Source organism: Anaerotruncus sp. 80 (genome assembly GCF_009936115.1).
Lineage (GTDB): Bacteria > Bacillota > Clostridia > Peptostreptococcales > Anaerovoracaceae > Senimuribacter > Senimuribacter intestinalis.
Window position 1 is genome coordinate 48,409 of sequence record NZ_QWES01000016.1, and the last position, 16,988, is coordinate 65,396.

General features: G+C 43.7%; 15 protein-coding genes and 1 riboswitch. Of the genes, 11 read left to right on the forward strand and 4 right to left on the reverse strand.

Features of this window, described 5'->3' with window-relative positions:
* Nucleotides 1–37 precede the first annotated feature (37 nt).
* The 3 genes from D1155_RS09420 (at nt 38) to D1155_RS09430 (ending at nt 2,370) form a co-directional block, all read left to right on the forward strand.
* Nucleotides 38–751, forward strand: coding sequence for a CoA transferase subunit A (locus D1155_RS09420; protein WP_160202145.1), 714 nt, complete (start codon nt 38–40; stop codon nt 749–751).
* Nucleotides 739–1,395: a 3-oxoacid CoA-transferase subunit B gene (locus tag D1155_RS09425; protein ID WP_160202146.1), complete on the forward strand. Its 657-nt coding sequence runs from the start codon at nt 739–741 to the stop codon at nt 1,393–1,395. Before D1155_RS09420 ends, D1155_RS09425 begins: the two co-directional genes overlap by 13 nt.
* A gap of 81 nt (nt 1,396–1,476) precedes the next feature.
* A complete protein-coding gene (locus tag D1155_RS09430) occupies nt 1,477–2,370 on the forward strand; it encodes a DMT family transporter (RefSeq protein ID WP_160202147.1) in 894 nt (297 codons plus the stop codon).
* 27 nt (nt 2,371–2,397) lie between these two features.
* Here D1155_RS09430 and D1155_RS09435 read toward each other — a convergent pair whose 3' ends face one another.
* The gene (locus tag D1155_RS09435; protein ID WP_160202148.1) at nt 2,398–3,603 is read right to left on the reverse strand and encodes an alanine--tRNA ligase-related protein; all 1,206 of its coding nucleotides are present in this window, start codon (nt 3,601–3,603) and stop codon (nt 2,398–2,400) included.
* Between the two features lie 108 nt (nt 3,604–3,711).
* On the opposite strand from D1155_RS09435, the gene D1155_RS09440 reads away from it, so the two are divergent.
* Nucleotides 3,712–4,461, forward strand: a complete 750-nt coding sequence (locus tag D1155_RS09440; RefSeq protein ID WP_160202149.1) for an N-acetylmuramoyl-L-alanine amidase — start codon at nt 3,712–3,714, stop codon at nt 4,459–4,461.
* 267 nt (nt 4,462–4,728) lie between these two features.
* Here D1155_RS09440 and D1155_RS09445 read toward each other — a convergent pair whose 3' ends face one another.
* Nucleotides 4,729–5,922 (reverse strand): hypothetical protein, encoded by a 1,194-nt coding sequence (locus D1155_RS09445; protein WP_160202150.1) that lies wholly within the window; start codon nt 5,920–5,922, stop codon nt 4,729–4,731.
* Between the two features lie 121 nt (nt 5,923–6,043).
* Nucleotides 6,044–6,162: riboswitch (SAM riboswitch) on the forward strand.
* 80 nt (nt 6,163–6,242) lie between these two features.
* Here D1155_RS09445 and metK point away from each other — a divergent pair.
* From metK to D1155_RS09460, 3 genes are all read left to right on the forward strand, one after another.
* Nucleotides 6,243–7,424, forward strand: coding sequence for a methionine adenosyltransferase (metK, locus tag D1155_RS09450; protein ID WP_160202151.1), 1,182 nt, complete (start codon nt 6,243–6,245; stop codon nt 7,422–7,424).
* A 189-nt stretch (nt 7,425–7,613) separates the two neighbouring features.
* Nucleotides 7,614–8,147 carry a PepSY domain-containing protein gene (locus D1155_RS09455; RefSeq protein ID WP_160202152.1) on the forward strand — a complete coding sequence of 178 codons (534 nt, stop codon included), beginning with the start codon at nt 7,614–7,616 and terminating at the stop codon, nt 8,145–8,147.
* A gap of 604 nt (nt 8,148–8,751) precedes the next feature.
* The gene (locus tag D1155_RS09460; RefSeq protein WP_160202153.1) at nt 8,752–9,255 is read left to right on the forward strand and encodes a hypothetical protein; all 504 of its coding nucleotides are present in this window, start codon (nt 8,752–8,754) and stop codon (nt 9,253–9,255) included.
* 88 nt (nt 9,256–9,343) lie between these two features.
* Here the strand turns inward: D1155_RS09460 and D1155_RS09465 are convergent, their stop codons facing one another.
* Both D1155_RS09465 and D1155_RS09470 read right to left on the reverse strand, forming a co-directional pair.
* On the reverse strand, nt 9,344–10,531 hold the full coding sequence (locus tag D1155_RS09465; protein ID WP_160202154.1) for an amidohydrolase family protein: 1,188 nt from the start codon (nt 10,529–10,531) through the stop codon (nt 9,344–9,346).
* Nucleotides 10,525–11,787 carry an MFS transporter gene (locus D1155_RS09470; RefSeq protein WP_160202155.1) on the reverse strand — a complete coding sequence of 421 codons (1,263 nt, stop codon included), beginning with the start codon at nt 11,785–11,787 and terminating at the stop codon, nt 10,525–10,527. Before D1155_RS09470 ends, D1155_RS09465 begins: the two co-directional genes overlap by 7 nt.
* A 241-nt stretch (nt 11,788–12,028) precedes the next feature.
* Between D1155_RS09470 and D1155_RS09475 the strand changes: the two genes are divergently transcribed.
* The 4 genes from D1155_RS09475 (at nt 12,029) to tilS (ending at nt 16,937) form a co-directional block, all read left to right on the forward strand.
* Complete coding sequence (locus tag D1155_RS09475; RefSeq protein ID WP_207709522.1) at nt 12,029–12,760, forward strand: helix-turn-helix transcriptional regulator; 732 nt, start codon at nt 12,029–12,031, stop codon at nt 12,758–12,760.
* Between the two features lie 25 nt (nt 12,761–12,785).
* Nucleotides 12,786–13,616, forward strand: a complete 831-nt coding sequence (locus D1155_RS09480) for a TatD family hydrolase (protein WP_160202157.1) — start codon at nt 12,786–12,788, stop codon at nt 13,614–13,616.
* A gap of 99 nt (nt 13,617–13,715) precedes the next feature.
* Entirely contained in the window at nt 13,716–15,464 is a 1,749-nt protein-coding gene (locus D1155_RS09485; RefSeq protein ID WP_160202158.1) for a SpoIIE family protein phosphatase, read from the forward strand.
* A gap of 54 nt (nt 15,465–15,518) precedes the next feature.
* A complete protein-coding gene (gene tilS / locus D1155_RS09490; RefSeq protein ID WP_207709523.1) occupies nt 15,519–16,937 on the forward strand; it encodes a tRNA lysidine(34) synthetase TilS in 1,419 nt (472 codons plus the stop codon).
* Nucleotides 16,938–16,988 lie beyond the last annotated feature (51 nt).

Genomic DNA, 16,988 nt, shown 5'->3' on the forward strand with positions numbered 1-16,988 from the left:
TGTTTAAACTAATATGATATAGAAAGGTGATTGTAAAATGATTAACAAAATTATGACTGCTGATGAAGCAGTTGCAGGCGTTAAAGACGGCATGACCATTATGGTCGGCGGTTTCCTGGGCACAGGTTCCCCGGAAGTTATCATGGACGCACTTGTAAGAAAAGGCGTTAAGCATTTGACAGTAATCGGTAACGACGGCGGTCTGCCAGTAGGAACTTACGGCGCTAAGACTGCAAGAGGTATCGGTAAACTGCTCGAAGCTGGTATGGTTGACCACATCATCGCTTCCCACGTAGGTATGAACCCGCTGATTGGCGATGGCATGGTAGCAGGCACACTGAAGTGCACACTGGTTCCACAGGGTACTTTAGCAGAAAAGATCAGAGCAGCAGCTTACGGTCTTGGTGGTGTTCTGACTCCGACTGGTGTTGGTACACCGGTGCAGGAAGAGCTGGACGAATTAGGAAGAGAAAAGAAAGTTGTAGAACTGGAAGGCAAGAAGTACTTATTCGAAATGCCGCTGCGCGCTGACTATGCGTTCATCAGACCTACTGTAGCTGATAAATTTGGTAACTACTATTGTTCCAAGACAACGAAAAACTTTAACTATGTAATGGCTGGTGCTGCAGAGCACACCATCATTGCACCGGAAAAGATTGTTGAAATTAACGAGATTGACCCTGACTACTTTGCAGTTGCAGGCGTTCTCGTAGATGCTATTGTGGAAGGAGAAAAGAGATGGCAGATTTAAAACAGAGAATTGCGAAGAGATGCGCAAAAGAATTTAAAGACGGCGACTTTATTAACCTGGGAATCGGCCTTCCTACCATGGTAGCAGACTATATTCCAGATGACATTGCAGTAACCTGCCACTCCGAAAATGGATTTGCAGGTATTGATGCTGTTGCAGACGAAACCAATACAGATGTTGATATCATCAACTCTGGTGGTGTATATGTAACTGCACTGCCAAGAGCAAAGTTCTTTGATACTGCAGAATCTTTCGGTCTTGTAAGAGGCGGACACGTAAAAGCTACAGTCCTTGGTGCTATGGAAGTTGCTGAAAACGGCGACCTGGCAAACTGGATTGTTCCAGGCAAGAAGGTTGCTGGTATGGGCGGTGCTATGGACCTTTGTGCAGGCTGCCCTGAGGTTATCATCGTAATGCTGCACACCCAGAAGGGTAATCACAAAATCTTAGAAAAGTGCACATTACCTTTGACCGCTGAAAAGTGCGTCAGCAAAATCATTACTGAAATGGGCGTAATGGAAGTCAGAGAAGATGGCATCTGGGTAACAGAATTACATCCGGATTACAGCAGAGAAGATATTCAGGCAGCAACTGGCTGCAAACTTCACTTCGATCCAGAAATGAAACCGATGGAAGAAGAATAATCTTCAAACAGGACGAAAAATCTGATTGAGAATTACGGAGGAGACCCGCATGCGGATCTCCTCTTTGTTACGGGGAAAGTTATGAAAAATCATTCAAACAAAGGATATATCTATGTATTCGTTTCCGGCTGCCTTTGGGGAACCATGGGACTTTTCATTAACTTGCTTGGAAGTTACGGTGCATCGGGAGCAACGATCGTATTTTTTCGTATGGCATCGGCTGCCCTTTGGATTATACCGGTAATGCTTTTTCTTGGCGGAACGAAGCTATTTCGCATCGATGGAAAAGGGCTGCTGCTCTGTGCAGTTCTAGGTGTTGTATGTCAGGCGATGTTTAACTACGCCTATACCGAGGCAATCGGCAGTATTGGTGCTGCAACTGCTGCCGTACTGCTTTATACATCACCGATTTTTGTCTGCATTATGAGCAGAATCATTTTTAAAGAGAAGATAGGTGCAAATAAGATTGCAGGACTTGCTGTAAATATTGCAGGCTGTGCACTGACGGTAACCGGCGGTAATTTTGATACAGTTGATTTTCTAGGATATGGCGTTCTAATCGGTATTGCGGCCGGTTTTTTGTACTCGTTGATGACAATCTTCGGAACCATTGCGAAGGACTATGATACAACGACGGTGACTTTTTACAGTTTTCTCTTTGCATCTCTTACTATGGCGGTGATTGCAAAGCCATGGCTGGAGATAGGAGATTTGTGTTCTGCTGGCTTTATGGCGGGCGCTTTTGCATATGGACTGATTACAGCGGTGGTGGCATACTTTATCTATATGAAAGGGCTTTCCATGAATCTGGAAACCTCAAAGGTACCAGTCATCGCATCGGTAGAGACAGTAGTTGCTGCAATCATCGGATTTGTTATTTTACAGGAAGATTTTAGCTTGTGGAAGCTTGCCGGAATTGTTCTGGTGCTAGCGTCCATCGCCATTATGAACCTAGGTGGACAGAGACAGAAGTAAATTTAAATTACATAGAAAAAACACCTGTTAGCGCAGGTGTTTTTCTATTAGGTCGATAAAAGTATCTACATATTCGGCTTTAGGGAAGATGGCTCTGGCAGAACTTTGGTTGCCGCCGCCTTTGCCGCCGTAGATAGGGGCATTTTCTTTTACCAGTTTACCGCAGTCGTGCTGATCGGAGAACAGGAGAATGGTGTTCGTCGGCTGATGGACAAGAAAAGCGATGGTGGGGATGCAGCCGGAGAGACTGCGTCCAATCTCCAGTATATCGTCAATAGACAATTTATCGTAATATCTGACAAAAGCCGGGGAAATCTGCGCTTTTATATCTTCTATTTCTCGTGCAACGACCCATTTCTTCAAATGATAAAGTTCATCCCGGATACCCTTGTTTTTTGCGTTCTGAGCGTTATATTTGTCCAGCAGGTCGTCTGTACCTGCGGAAAGTTTATGTTCCAGATTCGTAAGGATATCGTAACGGTCCTGATAGTGGAGAAAGGCACGCTTGCCGGCTTCAAAGTAAATGCGGAACATGCCTTTATTCGGCTCTACCTTGTAGAGTTTTACTATGCCGACCTGACCGGAAGTAGCAGGGTGGGTGCCGCAGCAGGCGACACAGTCGGCAGGGTTTTCTATACTTCCCACGCAAACGATGGAAATATCTTCGTCAAAGGCAAGGGCTTTGCGCAGCGGAAGGTGTTCGGCTTCTTGTCTGTTGTCATAGTGGCGGGTAATGACCGGAAGATTTGCCCAGATTGCTTCGTTGGTAGCAAGCTCTGCCTCCTTTGCCATTTCCCAAGTGATTTTATTATATGCTGGATTTTCTTCCAGACTGATGTCGATGGTCATATAATCTTCACCCATGTGAAATCCACGGTTGACGCCGCCGAAGAGTTCATAGAATTTGCCGGATAAGATGTGTTCCCCACAGTGTCTTTGCATATTATCGAATCTATGCTTCCACTCGATTGCAATATCTACTTCATCGCCTATCGACAATTCGCTTTCTTTTTCGACACAGCGGTGATAGATGTAGTCTTTATCTTCATACACGTGTGTTACAGTAAGGTCAGAAATGGTGCCGATATCACTGCTCTGACCGCCGCCTTCGGGAAAGAAAATCGTCTGATCGAGAATCAGCACGAGATTTTCTTCCTCCCTTTGTATATCGGTGATTACCGCCTTGGCAGTTTTTAAGTATACATCTTCTTTAAATAGTCTTCTTGTATCCATTTTGTGCTCCTTTTCTTCCTTTCAGTATAACACAGCTTTGGTCTTAAAACATCTACATGATTTTAGTTTTTACTTCATATATTGAAAAAAGAAGGAAGGAGAGAGAATTTGAGAGTAAAAAAAGGAGTGATGGTTCTTTTGCTGCTTGCATTTGTGTGTTTCAGTCCGAGCTACAGTAAGGTGGTCGAAACGGCAGGGAAGATGGAACCACAGGTGATTCTGGTGCTGGATGCTGGCCATGGAGGTATGGACGGCGGCGCGATAGGCGGTGACGGAACAAAAGAGCAGAAGATAAATTTAGATATTGTAAAGGCTTTGCAGGAAGAGGCGGAGAATTATGGTATGCAGATTATTTTAACCAGAGCAACAGAGGACGGTCTTATTGCTGAAGGGACAGAAAAATGGACAAAGGTTGGAGATTTAAAAGCGCGAAAAGAGGTAATAGAGGCGGCATCACCGACCTTGACTATCAGCATACATCTCAATAGTTTTCCATCGGATAGCAGTGTTCATGGGGCACAGGTGTTTTATCCGAAAGAAGTGGAAACGTCGCTTATGGAGGATAGCAAGGAAATTGCAGAGAAGATACAGGAGAGTCTAAAAGAGCAGCTGGGAGATGGTGCTGACAGAATTGTACTTCCTAAGAGCGGGATGTATCTGTTTCGAAATGCAGATCATCCGATGATTTTAGTGGAATGCGGTTTTTTATCTAACCCGGAGGACCTTGGAAATCTGAAAAATCCGACATATCAGCAAAAGATTGCAGAAGGAATAATCAGTGCAGTGGCAGAATATTATAATTTATCTTTGCCAAAAAATGGGCGAACAAAGATTGTAGACAGTCGAACAAATCCATGAGGATAATTTATACAAAAAATGTGGATAACTTCCTATTGACAAATTTGTAATATACGAAGTAGTATTGAAAAATGAACGTTTATGCTTTGTAAAGTTATCCATATCGTAATGTGCGAAAAAATGTATACAATCCGACTTATCCTTGTGGATAAGTCGCTGAAATGTCTAAATTCAAGGAATTCTCCCTTGTTGAAAAATCTTCGTTAAAAAAGAACACAGGTTGACATAAAACGACAACTTGTGTTCTTTTTGAGTGTAAATTTGGGATTAGATTTCATCACCAGGATTGTTCTGAATAATATCTACAAAAGTTTCAAAACGATCCATAGTACTTTGGATAAATTCATAAAGAACTGGCTCCTGAAATTCGTAACGCTGAGTTGGAATCAGACTTTTGGAAATGGCAGAGCCTGCGAGGTCTTTTTCCAAGAGATAGATATCTTCAAGCGTATAAGCAGCAGCAATTACCTGCCCCGCATCGGAAACGAAATACATGCCCAGGACATCTTCATTGAGACGATATTCCTTTCGTGCGACATGTTTATTATCAGAATGAAAAATCATGTAAAGTTTTCCGGTGTCGTGAGGTGTTACCATTGCAGTCATGGCTTTTGGAGTCGTTTCTGAGGAGAAGGAATCTGGCTCCTCTAGCATTTCATAGACGGTAACAAACTCCGAACGAGATAGCAGCATAGCGGCTTCAATCGGAGAAATTTTCATGATGCTGTTTCTTTCAAAGCTGCAAACAGTCAGACCAGACAATGTGATTTCCGTCAGTACGATATAATAGGAATTGCGAAATTCAACCAGGGACTGACACAGAAAAGTGTTCGGTGCGTCTGTGGGCTCGATCGTATTTTTGCAGAAGGTTCCTGCGTCATATTCTGGAAAAACATCCAGCAAAATGTCTCTATCAGAGAGAAATGCAGCGGCTTTGAAATCTCTGCCAAAAATACGCATGAGAAAATAGTTGATTGATTCGTAAGCATTTTCGGGTCTGACACACTGTTTTTGCATCAAAATGTAAAGCTCGGGCTCTGAAAGAGTAGCCTTTTCGCTAAGAAGAAATTCATATTCGGAAAGTCCCTCCGGCAAAGGGATATTGTGAGCACGGTTAAATTCGGCATATTCCTGCAGCAGATACTGTGCCTGCTTTTCTGTTAGCGGGATTTTTTTGCCGCCAAGACCGCCAATCAGGGAATTTTCAATTTCAAAGATGCGTGTTCTGTTTTCGCCCAGAACGCTGTGATAGGTTTCAAAGCCGTATTCTTCGGCGTCAAAGTAAAAGAATTGATGTAAATCTCGCTGGACGAGATTATCCGGGAGTTTAAAATGCATATACATGCCCAGTACGCCCATCAATCGGGTGTTTGTTATATAAGCTGATACAAATTCTTTTCTGCTGGTAGCGGCACTGTCAAGCAAGCCGCCGCGTAAAACTGTAAATTGATTCTTTTTCAAACATCTACCTCAATAAGCTAAAAATTTTTAAATGGTTCAATAAATAGAGTATATCCTATTTTGACAAAAATACAATATGTCATTGACAAAGAATTTAAAAAGAGTATAATTTATGTGATAATCCTTATCAAGAGCGGCTGAGGGAATAGGCCCTGCGAAGCCCGGCAACCTAGGTGTCAGCCAGTACTGACAGAAAAGGTGCTAAATCCTACAGAATTATCTTATTCTGAAAGATGAGGAATGATGACCGATAATCAGACCTTTTCTTCCATATGAGAGAAAAGGTTTTTTGTTTGGTAATATTTGGGAGGAAATAAAACATGAAGAAATTATTTACATCAGAATCCGTGACAGAAGGACATCCTGACAAAATCTGCGACCAGATTTCTGACGCCGTTTTGGATGCGATTATGGAGCAGGATCCTTATGGACGCGTTGCCTGCGAAACGACAACTACCACAGGCTATGCAATGGTTATGGGAGAAATCAGCACCAAGTGCTATATCGACATTCCGAAAATTGTGAGAAACGTCATTACGGATATCGGCTATAACAAAGGAGAGTACGGCTTTGACGGAAATACCTGTGCAGTGCTGACTGCCATCGATGAACAGTCCGGCGATATTGCGATGGGCGTGGATAAGGCTTTGGAATATAAAGATGGCACCCTCGATGATCAGATTGACACCATCGGAGCAGGCGATCAGGGGATTATGTTTGGCTATGCCTGCAATGAAACACCGGAATACATGCCGATGCCGATTCAGATGGCACACGAGCTGGCGCTGCAGCTGACTAAGGTAAGAAAAGACGGTACACTTGCATATCTTCGTCCTGACGGAAAAACCCAGGTTACTGTGGAATACGATGGAAATAAGGTGAAGAGAATCGATACCGTTTTGATTTCCACGCAGCATGATCCGGAGGCAGCCCAGGAGCAGATTAGAAATGATCTGATTGAGCATGTGATTAAACCGGTGATTCCTGCAGAACTTTTGGATGAAGAAACTAAGTACTATGTCAATCCGACTGGCAGATTTGTAATCGGCGGACCTCATGGCGATTCCGGTCTGACCGGCAGAAAGGTTATCGTTGACACTTATGGCGGTTATGCCCGTCACGGCGGCGGCGCATTTTCCGGTAAAGACCCTACAAAGGTGGACCGTTCCGCTTCCTATGCGGCAAGACACGCTGCTAAGAATGTGGTAGCCGCAGGACTTGCGGACAAGTGTGAAATCCAGCTAGCTTACGCAATCGGCGTGGCAAAACCGGTTTCCATCATGGTGGATACCTTCGGTACCGGCAAGCTTTCCGATGAGGAAATTGCTGACATTGTCGACAAGCATTTTGATATGCGCCCTGCAGCGATTATCCGCGATCTTAACTTGCGCAGACCGATTTACAGACAGACTGCCGCTTACGGACATTTCGGCAGAAAGGACGTCCAGCTGCCTTGGGAAGAACTGGATAAAGTGGATGAGTTGAAAGGTTATTTGAAATAAGCGTAAGCAGAATAATAGAGCAATACAAAATCCCCAGCAAAGGTAAACGCCGGGGATTTTTTGTGACTTTGAGGAGAAAACTGGTGAAAAAAATTTTTTAAAATAAAAAAGCGTTTTCATTTTGTTTTCATTTTTCTTCAGTATAGTAAGAGCATATCAAACAGAAATCTAATTTAGGAGGATAGAAAAATGACAAAGAAAAGAACTGGAAAAGTAATGTTAAGCATATTGCTGGCTTTATCGCTGGTAGTGACCGCCTTTGCATATGCAGGTGCAGCGGGAGGTGCTGATGCCGCCGCGGCTTCTAAGATTTCGTGGAGCAAAGCTAAAGCGATTTTTAAGGAAGAACTGCCAAAGGGTGCAACTGTAAAATATGTGCATTTGACCAGAGATGACGGGCGCAGCGTTTATAAAGGTAAAGCGGTAAAGAGCAAGTATGTGTACTCTATAGAAATAGCGGCGTCTGACGGCAGAATTTTAGATAAGGATAAGGACAACGAAGGTTCCAGATACACAGCTTCCAAGGTGGGTGCTGTAAGCAAAACCACCATTCGCAACAAAATTAAAAACAAAGTGCCTGGCGCTATCATCATCTACGTAAAATTGACTAGAGATGATGGAAGATACGTCTATGAGGCAGAGGCGTATAAGGATGGTTACGAATATGATTTTGAATTCTCAAAGAGAGGCGCAATCCTTGAGTATGAGAGAGATAAAGTGTAAAAGATGAAAAGAAAGAGGCTGTTTCAATAAGCTACTGAGCAATAGATTGCACCATTTTAGGCAAAAATGCTGGTAATGGTGCAATTCGTGTTTTTGTACCATTTGACGCTGAAACAAGAGAAATAGTGCAGTATGGCGGATTGTTCTTTCTGATTAGTGCTGAGAAGTTTCGATTACTTTTGGCTTGTATGTCATCTTGCAATAATAATTACAAATGGAAGAAAAAAATAGAAGATTAATTGTACATCTCATGGTATACTAGGAGAAGAGAATGACATTATAAATTTGACATATTGATTTGAGGCTAGGATTCAAGATTTTCATCATCGAATAGCGATGAGCGAAAATCGCATAATGTGTAAGCATCGTTAACCACATTTCCATTGTGGTACTCTTGTGCACAACGCTTTTAGTAAAAAGCTGATACTGCATAATATTTCGCTCTGCAAGCAGTCCCAATAGTCGTTTGCTAATAGCTTTGTTTAGTTGCATTTGTCATTTTGTCAATTCCTGTAACAGCACTAACGCCTATGCCCATATATAATGGAACTTTAGACATGACATTCTTTGTTGGCTTAATATTTGTTTAATAGGGAGTTGCAGTATGAAAAAAGAAGTTAATTACATTGAAGAACATCAGTGGGACAAATCAGTTTTTGAGAAAGGGGTGGCTATGCCTTTGACAAATGAGCAAAAAGCGCATTTTGATTTGCTTCGATCACTAATAGAAACGAAAGAGTCTCAATATGAAAGAAGAAGAAATGAGCAGAAGTGGGATAATTTTGTAGAGGTACTTTACCCATCCCTTTGCCATATTGCAGAGATTCAGGGCGGATATGTTAAAATGAATGCGTGTGAAGATACCTATTTTGCAGAACTCATCTATATCGGAGAGAATCTCATATTGGATATTGACGGCGTTGAAGGTTTGGCAGACTTTAATGAGATTTTGTCTGCCGCGGATAGTTTTTCGATTGTTCCAGAAAAGGAAGGTTTTAAAATGCGTTTTACTTTTTCACTATACGATAGAGTTAAAATAGCGGACATGTCAGAGCGTATTGCGGTGATAGAGAAAAAAATGAAACAGCTGGCTACCCGAGAAGAGTAGAAAAATTCAGCTTGTGCGGTAACTGAACGACAGCCGGCATTTGGTAGATAATGACCAAATGCCGGCTGCATAGATACAAGGAAGAAATTTATAGAGGAACGGATTCTCCCTTTTTTAATACCAGAGCTATCTGCCTCAAGGCTTCGATGTCTTCGTCAGGTTTTCCGTCAAAGGCTGCCAGATTTGCGCGCTTTCCACAGGCGATAGTGCCGACCGTATCGCTGATATTTAGGATTTCAGCGTTGTTTTTCGTTGCCTGAATTAAGCATTCCAGCGGAGTGAAACCAGCAAGGTTGACTCTGGCGCGGAATTCATACAGCCCGTTTCCATGGCTGCCGGAATAAACGCCCGCATCAGTGCCCCAACCGATTTTTACCTTTGATTTTCGCAGTGCCCGCAGACCTTCAAACATGACCTCCGCCATCTGCTTCGATTTTTCGACGTAATGTGCAGGCTTTCCTTCTGGATTTTCTATAAAGTTTACCAAAGGTGAGAGTGTTGGAACCGGAAAAGAACGGTCAGCATTCTGATACATTCTGATACATTCATCGTCCATGATGGTGGAATGTTCCACGGTGCGTACGCCGCAGCGAATACACATTTTGATACCTTCTGTGCCGTGACAGTGCACAGCAACAGGAAGACCAACATAATCTGCGGCTCGGCAGGCAGCAGCAAGTTCTTCCTCGTAGAGAACAGGACTTCCCGGCACACCGCCTGGATTCATGACAGATCCGGTCCCCATGATTTTAATCCAGTCAGCGCCAAGCTGGTATTGACGGCGAACCGCTTTGGTATAAGCGTCGTTAGAATCACACTCTGCGTACATATCTCCGAAATAGTCGTTGCCTGCTTCTGTGGGTGAAAGAATCATGCCGCTTGCCAAAATATCAGGCGCCATGACCAGACCTTCCTTTACAGCGCGGGCAATACCGATTACTATGTTGTTCCGGTCGCCCACGTCGCGTACTGTGGTGTAACCCATCCGCAGGTTATCCTGCGCCAGACGAAGAGCTCGCATCACGCGGTAGCTTTCCTGCTGCACATTTTCTTCAAAGACGTCCATGCCGCAAAGATCCAAGTGCAAATGTGCTTCGATGAGACCGGGAATTAAAGTTTTTCCGGTTAAGTCGATGACCTCAGCCGCAGTGATATTCGCTGTTTTAGCAGGCTTGATTTCCTGAATCAAACCATTTTCTATGATTACGTCGCCAAACTGATCCGAAAAACCTTCGGTCAGCTGCGGAACAAGTCTTGCATTTCTTAAAACTAACATGCAGATGCCTCCCTGCTATTTTTTTTATTTATGCCTGCGAGATAACGATTCCAAATCAAGAGTGCGGCAATACCAACGACCATTACAATGCCGACGCCGATAAAGTAATATTTATAACCCAGCTCGGTATAAGTGTCAAGAACGTGACCTGCAAGGGTTGGGCAGATAACTTCAGGCAGATAGCCAAGGGTGCAGACAACGCCAATGGCAGTACCAGCTACGCTGGCTGGTATGCCACCTTCTTCCATCATGGAGAAAACGATGCCGTAGTTCAGATACATGCCAAGGTAGATGATAGCGCAGACGACAATGAAGAACGGTACACTCATATTTGGAAGCAGCGCGATGATAAATGTGCTGACACCCATGAGGAAAAAGCCAATAAACATAACCTTACTTCTGCCCAGTCTATCAGCTAAAATGCCGCCTCCCATAGAGCCTACCGGTCTAATATACTGGGACATCATGGTGACAATGGCCGCTGCTGTCGCAGTAATTCCAAATGATGACGTAGCATAAGGCGTAAAATAGTAGAAAGAAATATTCATGGTGTAGGTGCAGCACAAAATGAGAGAAAGAATCCAAATTGCCGGCATTTTAATGACTGTAATCACCTGCTTAAAGTTGAACTTTTCTCCATTTGCTGCGGTCGTATTATCCTTCATCAGGAAGAACACTAAAATGCCCAGCAGGATGACAATGACGGAATAGAAGATGATTACACCATTGAGCCCTCCCAGATTTCCCGCTGTTTTACTGAGAAAGTTAAAAATTGCAAGGGTAATTGCAAGGTGCACGGCGTTGATGATACCGCGTCCGCCTTCCATAAAGCCATAGGCCTTACTTTGTTCGTGCTCAGCTGCAATACCGCGAAGGCCTTTTAACAGGGCAGGCCAGAAGGCAAACAGGGAAGTAAACCCCCAAATCAGATAGATGACAACCAGCATACCATAGCTTGGGTGCATCAGATGGAGAAGCCCTGCGGCGCCTGTTAAAATCAGAGAAACAGACATAATCTTTCTTGGCGAAACCATGTCCGCGACGACGCCGCCAAAGAGATAAGAGATGGCGCCAAGAATTCCGAAAATGGAGCCAAAGGTTCCCATCTGCGTGTTGGTAAGATGATACGTTTCCAGATAAGCATCGTAATAGTAGGATCTGAAATACGGCAGACCGTAAATCAATGACCCGGCGATTGTAAGAATTACTAGACGCCAAATGTTGTTTTTTAATTTAGAAGTGATATTTTCGTTCATTTAAGTCTCCTTTCCATAAATTCTATCACAAAATAGAAGTTGGATATCATTTCAGAAAAATTATAAAATAATGTGCCGAAGCTGACAAATTATCAGGGATTTCTTTTTAAGATAGATTTAAAAGCTTTTTTTTTCGTGTTACGAGAAAAAATGGAGAATAGAGCAGATTACAAAAAAATATGCAAATCATCATCGCCATTTTTATAGAATTTTCAATTTATATGAGAATTTTTGCTGGTAAATGGAGAAATCTGATGATAGAATAAATGCAGCAGAGAAAGGAGAAGTGTCCGTGTCTGATAAGTTTTATCAAAATTTAGGCGCAAAACTGCGTGTCTATAGAAAAATACAGCAGATAACGCTGAAACAGCTTTCGGAAGCACTGAATAAAAGTCTTGCGACCGTTTCTAAGTATGAAAAAGGCGAGATTGTCGTAGATTTAGAGGTTTTGATTGATTGGTGCAGATATTTAAATGTTGACATAGCAACGCTGCTTCCGAGCTCGAAAGAGACGGAAACAGATAAGCAAAGGTATGCTGGGAATTATATAGACAGGCTGTATCTCTACAGCTATATGGGACACAAAAACAAGCTGCATATTGATGTAATTGAAATAGATAACACAAAGATGCGCGCCACTCTTTATTTAGATGTTGCGGATGTCTCTAATATTTACGAAAGCAGTTTTATCTATTTCGGAGAAGTGATTTATAGTGATATCAGCATTAATTTTGTATTTTTTAATGCTTCACCGCCGTTTGATATGCTGACTTTTAGTATGCCAACGCTTTCAGAGGAACAGGATTATCGGATTGGAATGATGAGTTCCATGACCTTTACATATCAGAACATTGCCATCAAGGTACTGGCAAGCTGCGCACCGGTGACGGATAAGACGTTTTTGATAGAAAAGCTGCAGCTTTCCGGGGAAGAGTTTAGGAACATGAAACAGTTAAATTTTTTTAAGATATAAATTTAAGATATAAAGAGGTAATTTTATGTTATTTGATTCACATACCCATTTAAACAATGAACGGTACAGCGAAGCAGAAGTGCTGCAGCTGATGGAGGAAATAGAAAGCTCGGAGGTTTCCTATGTCATGGACGTGGGCTTTGACCTTGAAAGCTCTGCGCTGGCGGTAAAACATGCAGCAGAAAAGCCTTGGTGCTATGCGACGGTAGGCTTTCACCCGCATGATGCAAAAAACTTGGACGACATGACCTTGGAACTGATTCGCGGTCTTGCGAAAAAAGAAAAGGTACAGGCGATTGGTGAAATCGGCCTGGATTTTCATTATGATTTTTCAGAGCGAGATGTGCAGCGGTACTGGTTCAGAAGACAGATAAAGCTTGCAAATGAGCTGAAGATGCCTATCGCAATTCACAGCAGAGAAGCAGATCAGGAGACGATGGACATTTTGAAAGAAGAGGGCGCTTTTTCGGAGGAACGGCAAAGCTGGTTTCCGAAGAGGAAAGGACCAGACGGATCGTTTTTACCAGATAGCAGGGTGCTGCTTCACTGTTTCTCCGGCAGTAAAGAGCTTGCTAAGCAGTATGTGAAGCTGGGTGCCACTCTTTCTATTTGCGGGCCGGTGACGTTTAAAAACAATCGCAAGACCCAGGCGGTCGTGCAGGAAATTCCATTAGAATTTCTGCTAGTAGAAACCGATGCACCGTACTTAACGCCGGAGCCTTTTCGTGGACGTCCCAATAAAAGCCCTTATGTGGAACACACAGCAAGACGCCTTGCTGTGTTAAAGGGAATTTCTTATGAAGAGGTAGCAAGCATTACCTGCGAAAATGCAAAAGTTTTTTACGGAATTAAATAGACACACAAAAATTTCCTGCTTCGACACCCTGCTTCGACAGCTTCCTGCACAGCTTTTGTGCTATTCTGTCATTATCAAAGGAAGCAAAGGGGAAAAAATATGGAATTTATAGGAAATCAGATTCATGTAAAGACGATTTTAGCCACTTTGACAGTGGCTTTTTTTCTTGGGAGAATCAGACTGTTTGGGGATACTTTTCCAGCCGCTATTGCGCTGATTGCGGTAATGGTAGCAGTGTCGACGGTGTATATTTATTTAATACCGGTTTTGGTTGCGGCGATACTCACAAATTCCGCTGCTACAGGAGATTTCTATGGGGACATTATCGCAGTATTTCTGTGCGGACTGTTTTTTCTGTTCTTTCACAAAATCAGATTTTCTATTCATCAGACAACGGCAGCAGCGGTCATCGCTGTGGCGGTAGGAAATTGTCTTTACTACTCGGCAGCGCACATTCTTTATTTGCTGGATTTTCAGGTTTTGCTGAAAGAAGCCATTGCGGTGATGATTTACATAAGAGTTTTTAATACAGCAGCGAAGATGATTTTTGTAGGCAAAGAGCAGCGGGCAGTTTCAACGGAAAAGGCGGAGATTGCCCTGACGATTTTAACTGTTTCTATCATCGGTGCTATAGAGTATTCCCTTCTGGTGATACCTCTTTGGATTTTTGTAGTACTTGTGGTTCAGTACTGCAAAGGCATGCGGCAGGCACTGGCACAGACGGCTGTAATGGCAGTATTTGCAGCTTGTCAGGGGCAGGAGTTTGCGAAACTCATGACAGCGATTATGACAGCTGTGGTGGTATCATGGTTTCTGGCTGCTTTTGTCGATGGAAAATACCGAAAAGGGATTCTGGCAATGGTGATGTTTTTTACAGTCTGCAGCCTGTGCAGAGAAGAAATTTTTGGACTGGTAGCGGTGATATCGCTGTTTATCACTATCCCTCAGAGTTTTTTGGTAAAATGCTGGTGTGCTGGAGAGCAGCGGTTCATGCCGGAGGTTTTCAGTGAGGCAGATATGCAGCTTTATGCTGCCCAGGGGGATTTGCGGAAGAAAAAACAGGTATTTACTGCGCTGAGCAAGCTTTACGCCGGAGATGTGGAAAGTCATCAGATTATCTCCTACCAGTTTGCGGGCATGGCGAGAACCGTGGATAGCCTCTTGAAAGATCTGCAGAAACAGAGGACGCGCGCCGGCGAAGCGGAACGTGTGAAGCCGGTGATCATCGGAGAGGCGTCTTATGCCTTTGAGGCGGTGTCTGGAGACAGCAGTCTTTCTTTCTCCTTTGGGAAGCAAAAACAGGCTATTATCATCAGTGACGGGATGGGAAAAGGCAGCAGGGCGGCAGCGGAAAGCAATCTGGTCGTTAAGACCCTGTCTCAGCTTTTGGAGGCTGGATTTGATGTAGATTTGGCAGTAAAGACGGTAAACGGGATTCTTATGACGGAAAATGGGGGAGACATGTTTGCTACGGTGGATCTTGCCATCATCGATAAAGTGACCGGAAGAACGCAGATTTACAAAATGGGTGCAGCCTCAACTTTCGTGAAACACGAGGGAAAGGTAGCTACGCTGAAAAGACCTGCACCGCCTGTTGGCATTGTGGAGGGGGTAAGTCTTGCATATATCGACGTGCGGTTAAAGAAAGGCGATCTTTTAGTGATGGTTTCGGATGGTGTGACCGACTGCGACAGACAGGATACAGGATGCCAATGGCTGCAGGAGCGACTGTCTCAGATTGGAACAAAAGACCCGGGAACCATTGCAGAGCTGATTGTAAATAAGGCGGCGGAGAAATACGGACTTAGGGAACGAGATGATTTAACGGTGGTGGTTGCAGCAATTTAGATACTTTTCGTATTTTGCTTTTAAAATGAAGTGAAATATGATATACTTTTAATGATGAAAAAACAAATTTTAGAAACCATACAAAGACATAATTTAGTTAAACTACATCAGCACATCGTTTTAGGACTGTCAGGCGGTCCTGATTCGGTGTGCCTTTTTCACGTATTTTTAGAGCTGGCGAAGGAGATGGACTTGCACCTTTATCCGGTTCACGTCAACCACAAATTTCGTCCCGGCGCTGCGGAGGAGGATCAGGCTTATGTGGAGCAGCTTTGCGAGACGGCAGGGTTTTCTTGCAGAACTTTTGTCATCGACTGCGTAAAGCTGGCAGAAGAAGAGCATTTGACGCCGGAGGAAGCGGGCAGAAAGGCGCGCTATTGTGCTTTTGCAGAGGTGGCAGACCAGCTTGTAAAGAGCGGCGTTTCCCGCAGTGGAATTGTCATTGCTGTTGCCCACAATGCGGACGATCAGGCTGAAACGATTCTGTTCAGACTTCTTCGCGGTGCGGGCACTGACGGACTTTCCGGCATGAGATACTCCCGCTTTGATGAGACGGGGAATCGCATTATCAGACCTCTTCTCGACGTAAAACGAGAAGAAATCATGGCGTACTGCAAAGTGCAGAACCTTTTACCGAGGATGGATTCCACCAATGAGGAGGAAAAATATACCAGAAACAAAATCAGACTCAGTCTAATTCCGCATCTGGAACAGGAATACAATCCGGCAGTGAAGGATACAATGATTAGGATGGGGAAAGCGGCGGCGTGCGACAGTGATTTTCTATGGCAGCAGGCACAGGACGTATACGAAAAACTGGTGAAGAAAAGCAGTGAAACCCATGTGCTGCTCGATGGCCGCAGTCTTAAGAAGCTTCATCGGGCAATCAGACAGCGGGTGCTTGCCAGAGCCTGTGCGGACTTAGGACTTTCTCAGGATTTGGCGTGGACGCATTTTGAAAATTGTGAAGCCATCGTTTTTCATGAAGGACCGTCAGCCAGCTGCAGCCTGCCGAAAGGCTATCGCCTGCAGAAGTGGTATGAGGATATTGATGTGATGCGTCCGTTTATTGAGGCGGGGGAGAATCTTCCTGCGCTGGAAGTTTATGTCCTCAGTAAAGACGCCTATGATTATTTGACACCGGCTGAAAACCGCAGAGCGGTCTTTGACTATGACGCATTGACACAGATGTATGACAGTCAGGACTTACTGCCTGAAAAATCTATGACATTGAGCTTCCGGCAGCCGGGCGACTATATCGCCCTAAGCGAGGGAAAGACAAAGAAGCTGCAGGATTACTTTGTGGACCAGAAAATTCCTAAGTCTCAGCGTCCAGATGTTCCTCTTCTGAAAATAGGCAGAGAGGTTTTGTGGGTGCTTCCCTGCGAAGCAGACCCAAAAGGAAGATTTTCGGGAAAATATAAGCTGTGCGGGACAACAAAAAAAGTGATTTGTATTGAAATAATTTGTTAAATATGATAAAATTATAAGACTGTTTTGTTAAGAGAGAACAATTTTTTCAGA

What these genes read in the sequence shown, in the direction of transcription:
- D1155_RS09480 (WP_160202157.1), top strand. Translation starts at nt 12,786, where the DNA reads ATGTTATTTGATTCACATACCCATTTAAACAATGAACGGTACAGCGAA.
- D1155_RS09425 (WP_160202146.1), top strand. Translation starts at nt 739, where the DNA reads ATGGCAGATTTAAAACAGAGAATTGCGAAGAGATGCGCAAAAGAATTT.
- D1155_RS09460 (WP_160202153.1), top strand. Translation starts at nt 8,752, where the DNA reads ATGAAAAAAGAAGTTAATTACATTGAAGAACATCAGTGGGACAAATCA.
- tilS (WP_207709523.1), top strand. Translation starts at nt 15,519, where the DNA reads ATGAAAAAACAAATTTTAGAAACCATACAAAGACATAATTTAGTTAAA.
- D1155_RS09475 (WP_207709522.1), top strand. Translation starts at nt 12,029, where the DNA reads ATGGAGAAATCTGATGATAGAATAAATGCAGCAGAGAAAGGAGAAGTG.
- D1155_RS09430 (WP_160202147.1), top strand. Translation starts at nt 1,477, where the DNA reads ATGAAAAATCATTCAAACAAAGGATATATCTATGTATTCGTTTCCGGC.
- metK (WP_160202151.1), top strand. Translation starts at nt 6,243, where the DNA reads ATGAAGAAATTATTTACATCAGAATCCGTGACAGAAGGACATCCTGAC.
- D1155_RS09465 (WP_160202154.1), bottom strand. Translation starts at nt 10,531, where the DNA reads ATGTTAGTTTTAAGAAATGCAAGACTTGTTCCGCAGCTGACCGAAGGT.
- D1155_RS09485 (WP_160202158.1), top strand. Translation starts at nt 13,716, where the DNA reads ATGGAATTTATAGGAAATCAGATTCATGTAAAGACGATTTTAGCCACT.
- D1155_RS09420 (WP_160202145.1), top strand. Translation starts at nt 38, where the DNA reads ATGATTAACAAAATTATGACTGCTGATGAAGCAGTTGCAGGCGTTAAA.
- D1155_RS09470 (WP_160202155.1), bottom strand. Translation starts at nt 11,787, where the DNA reads ATGAACGAAAATATCACTTCTAAATTAAAAAACAACATTTGGCGTCTA.
- D1155_RS09455 (WP_160202152.1), top strand. Translation starts at nt 7,614, where the DNA reads ATGACAAAGAAAAGAACTGGAAAAGTAATGTTAAGCATATTGCTGGCT.
- D1155_RS09435 (WP_160202148.1), bottom strand. Translation starts at nt 3,603, where the DNA reads ATGGATACAAGAAGACTATTTAAAGAAGATGTATACTTAAAAACTGCC.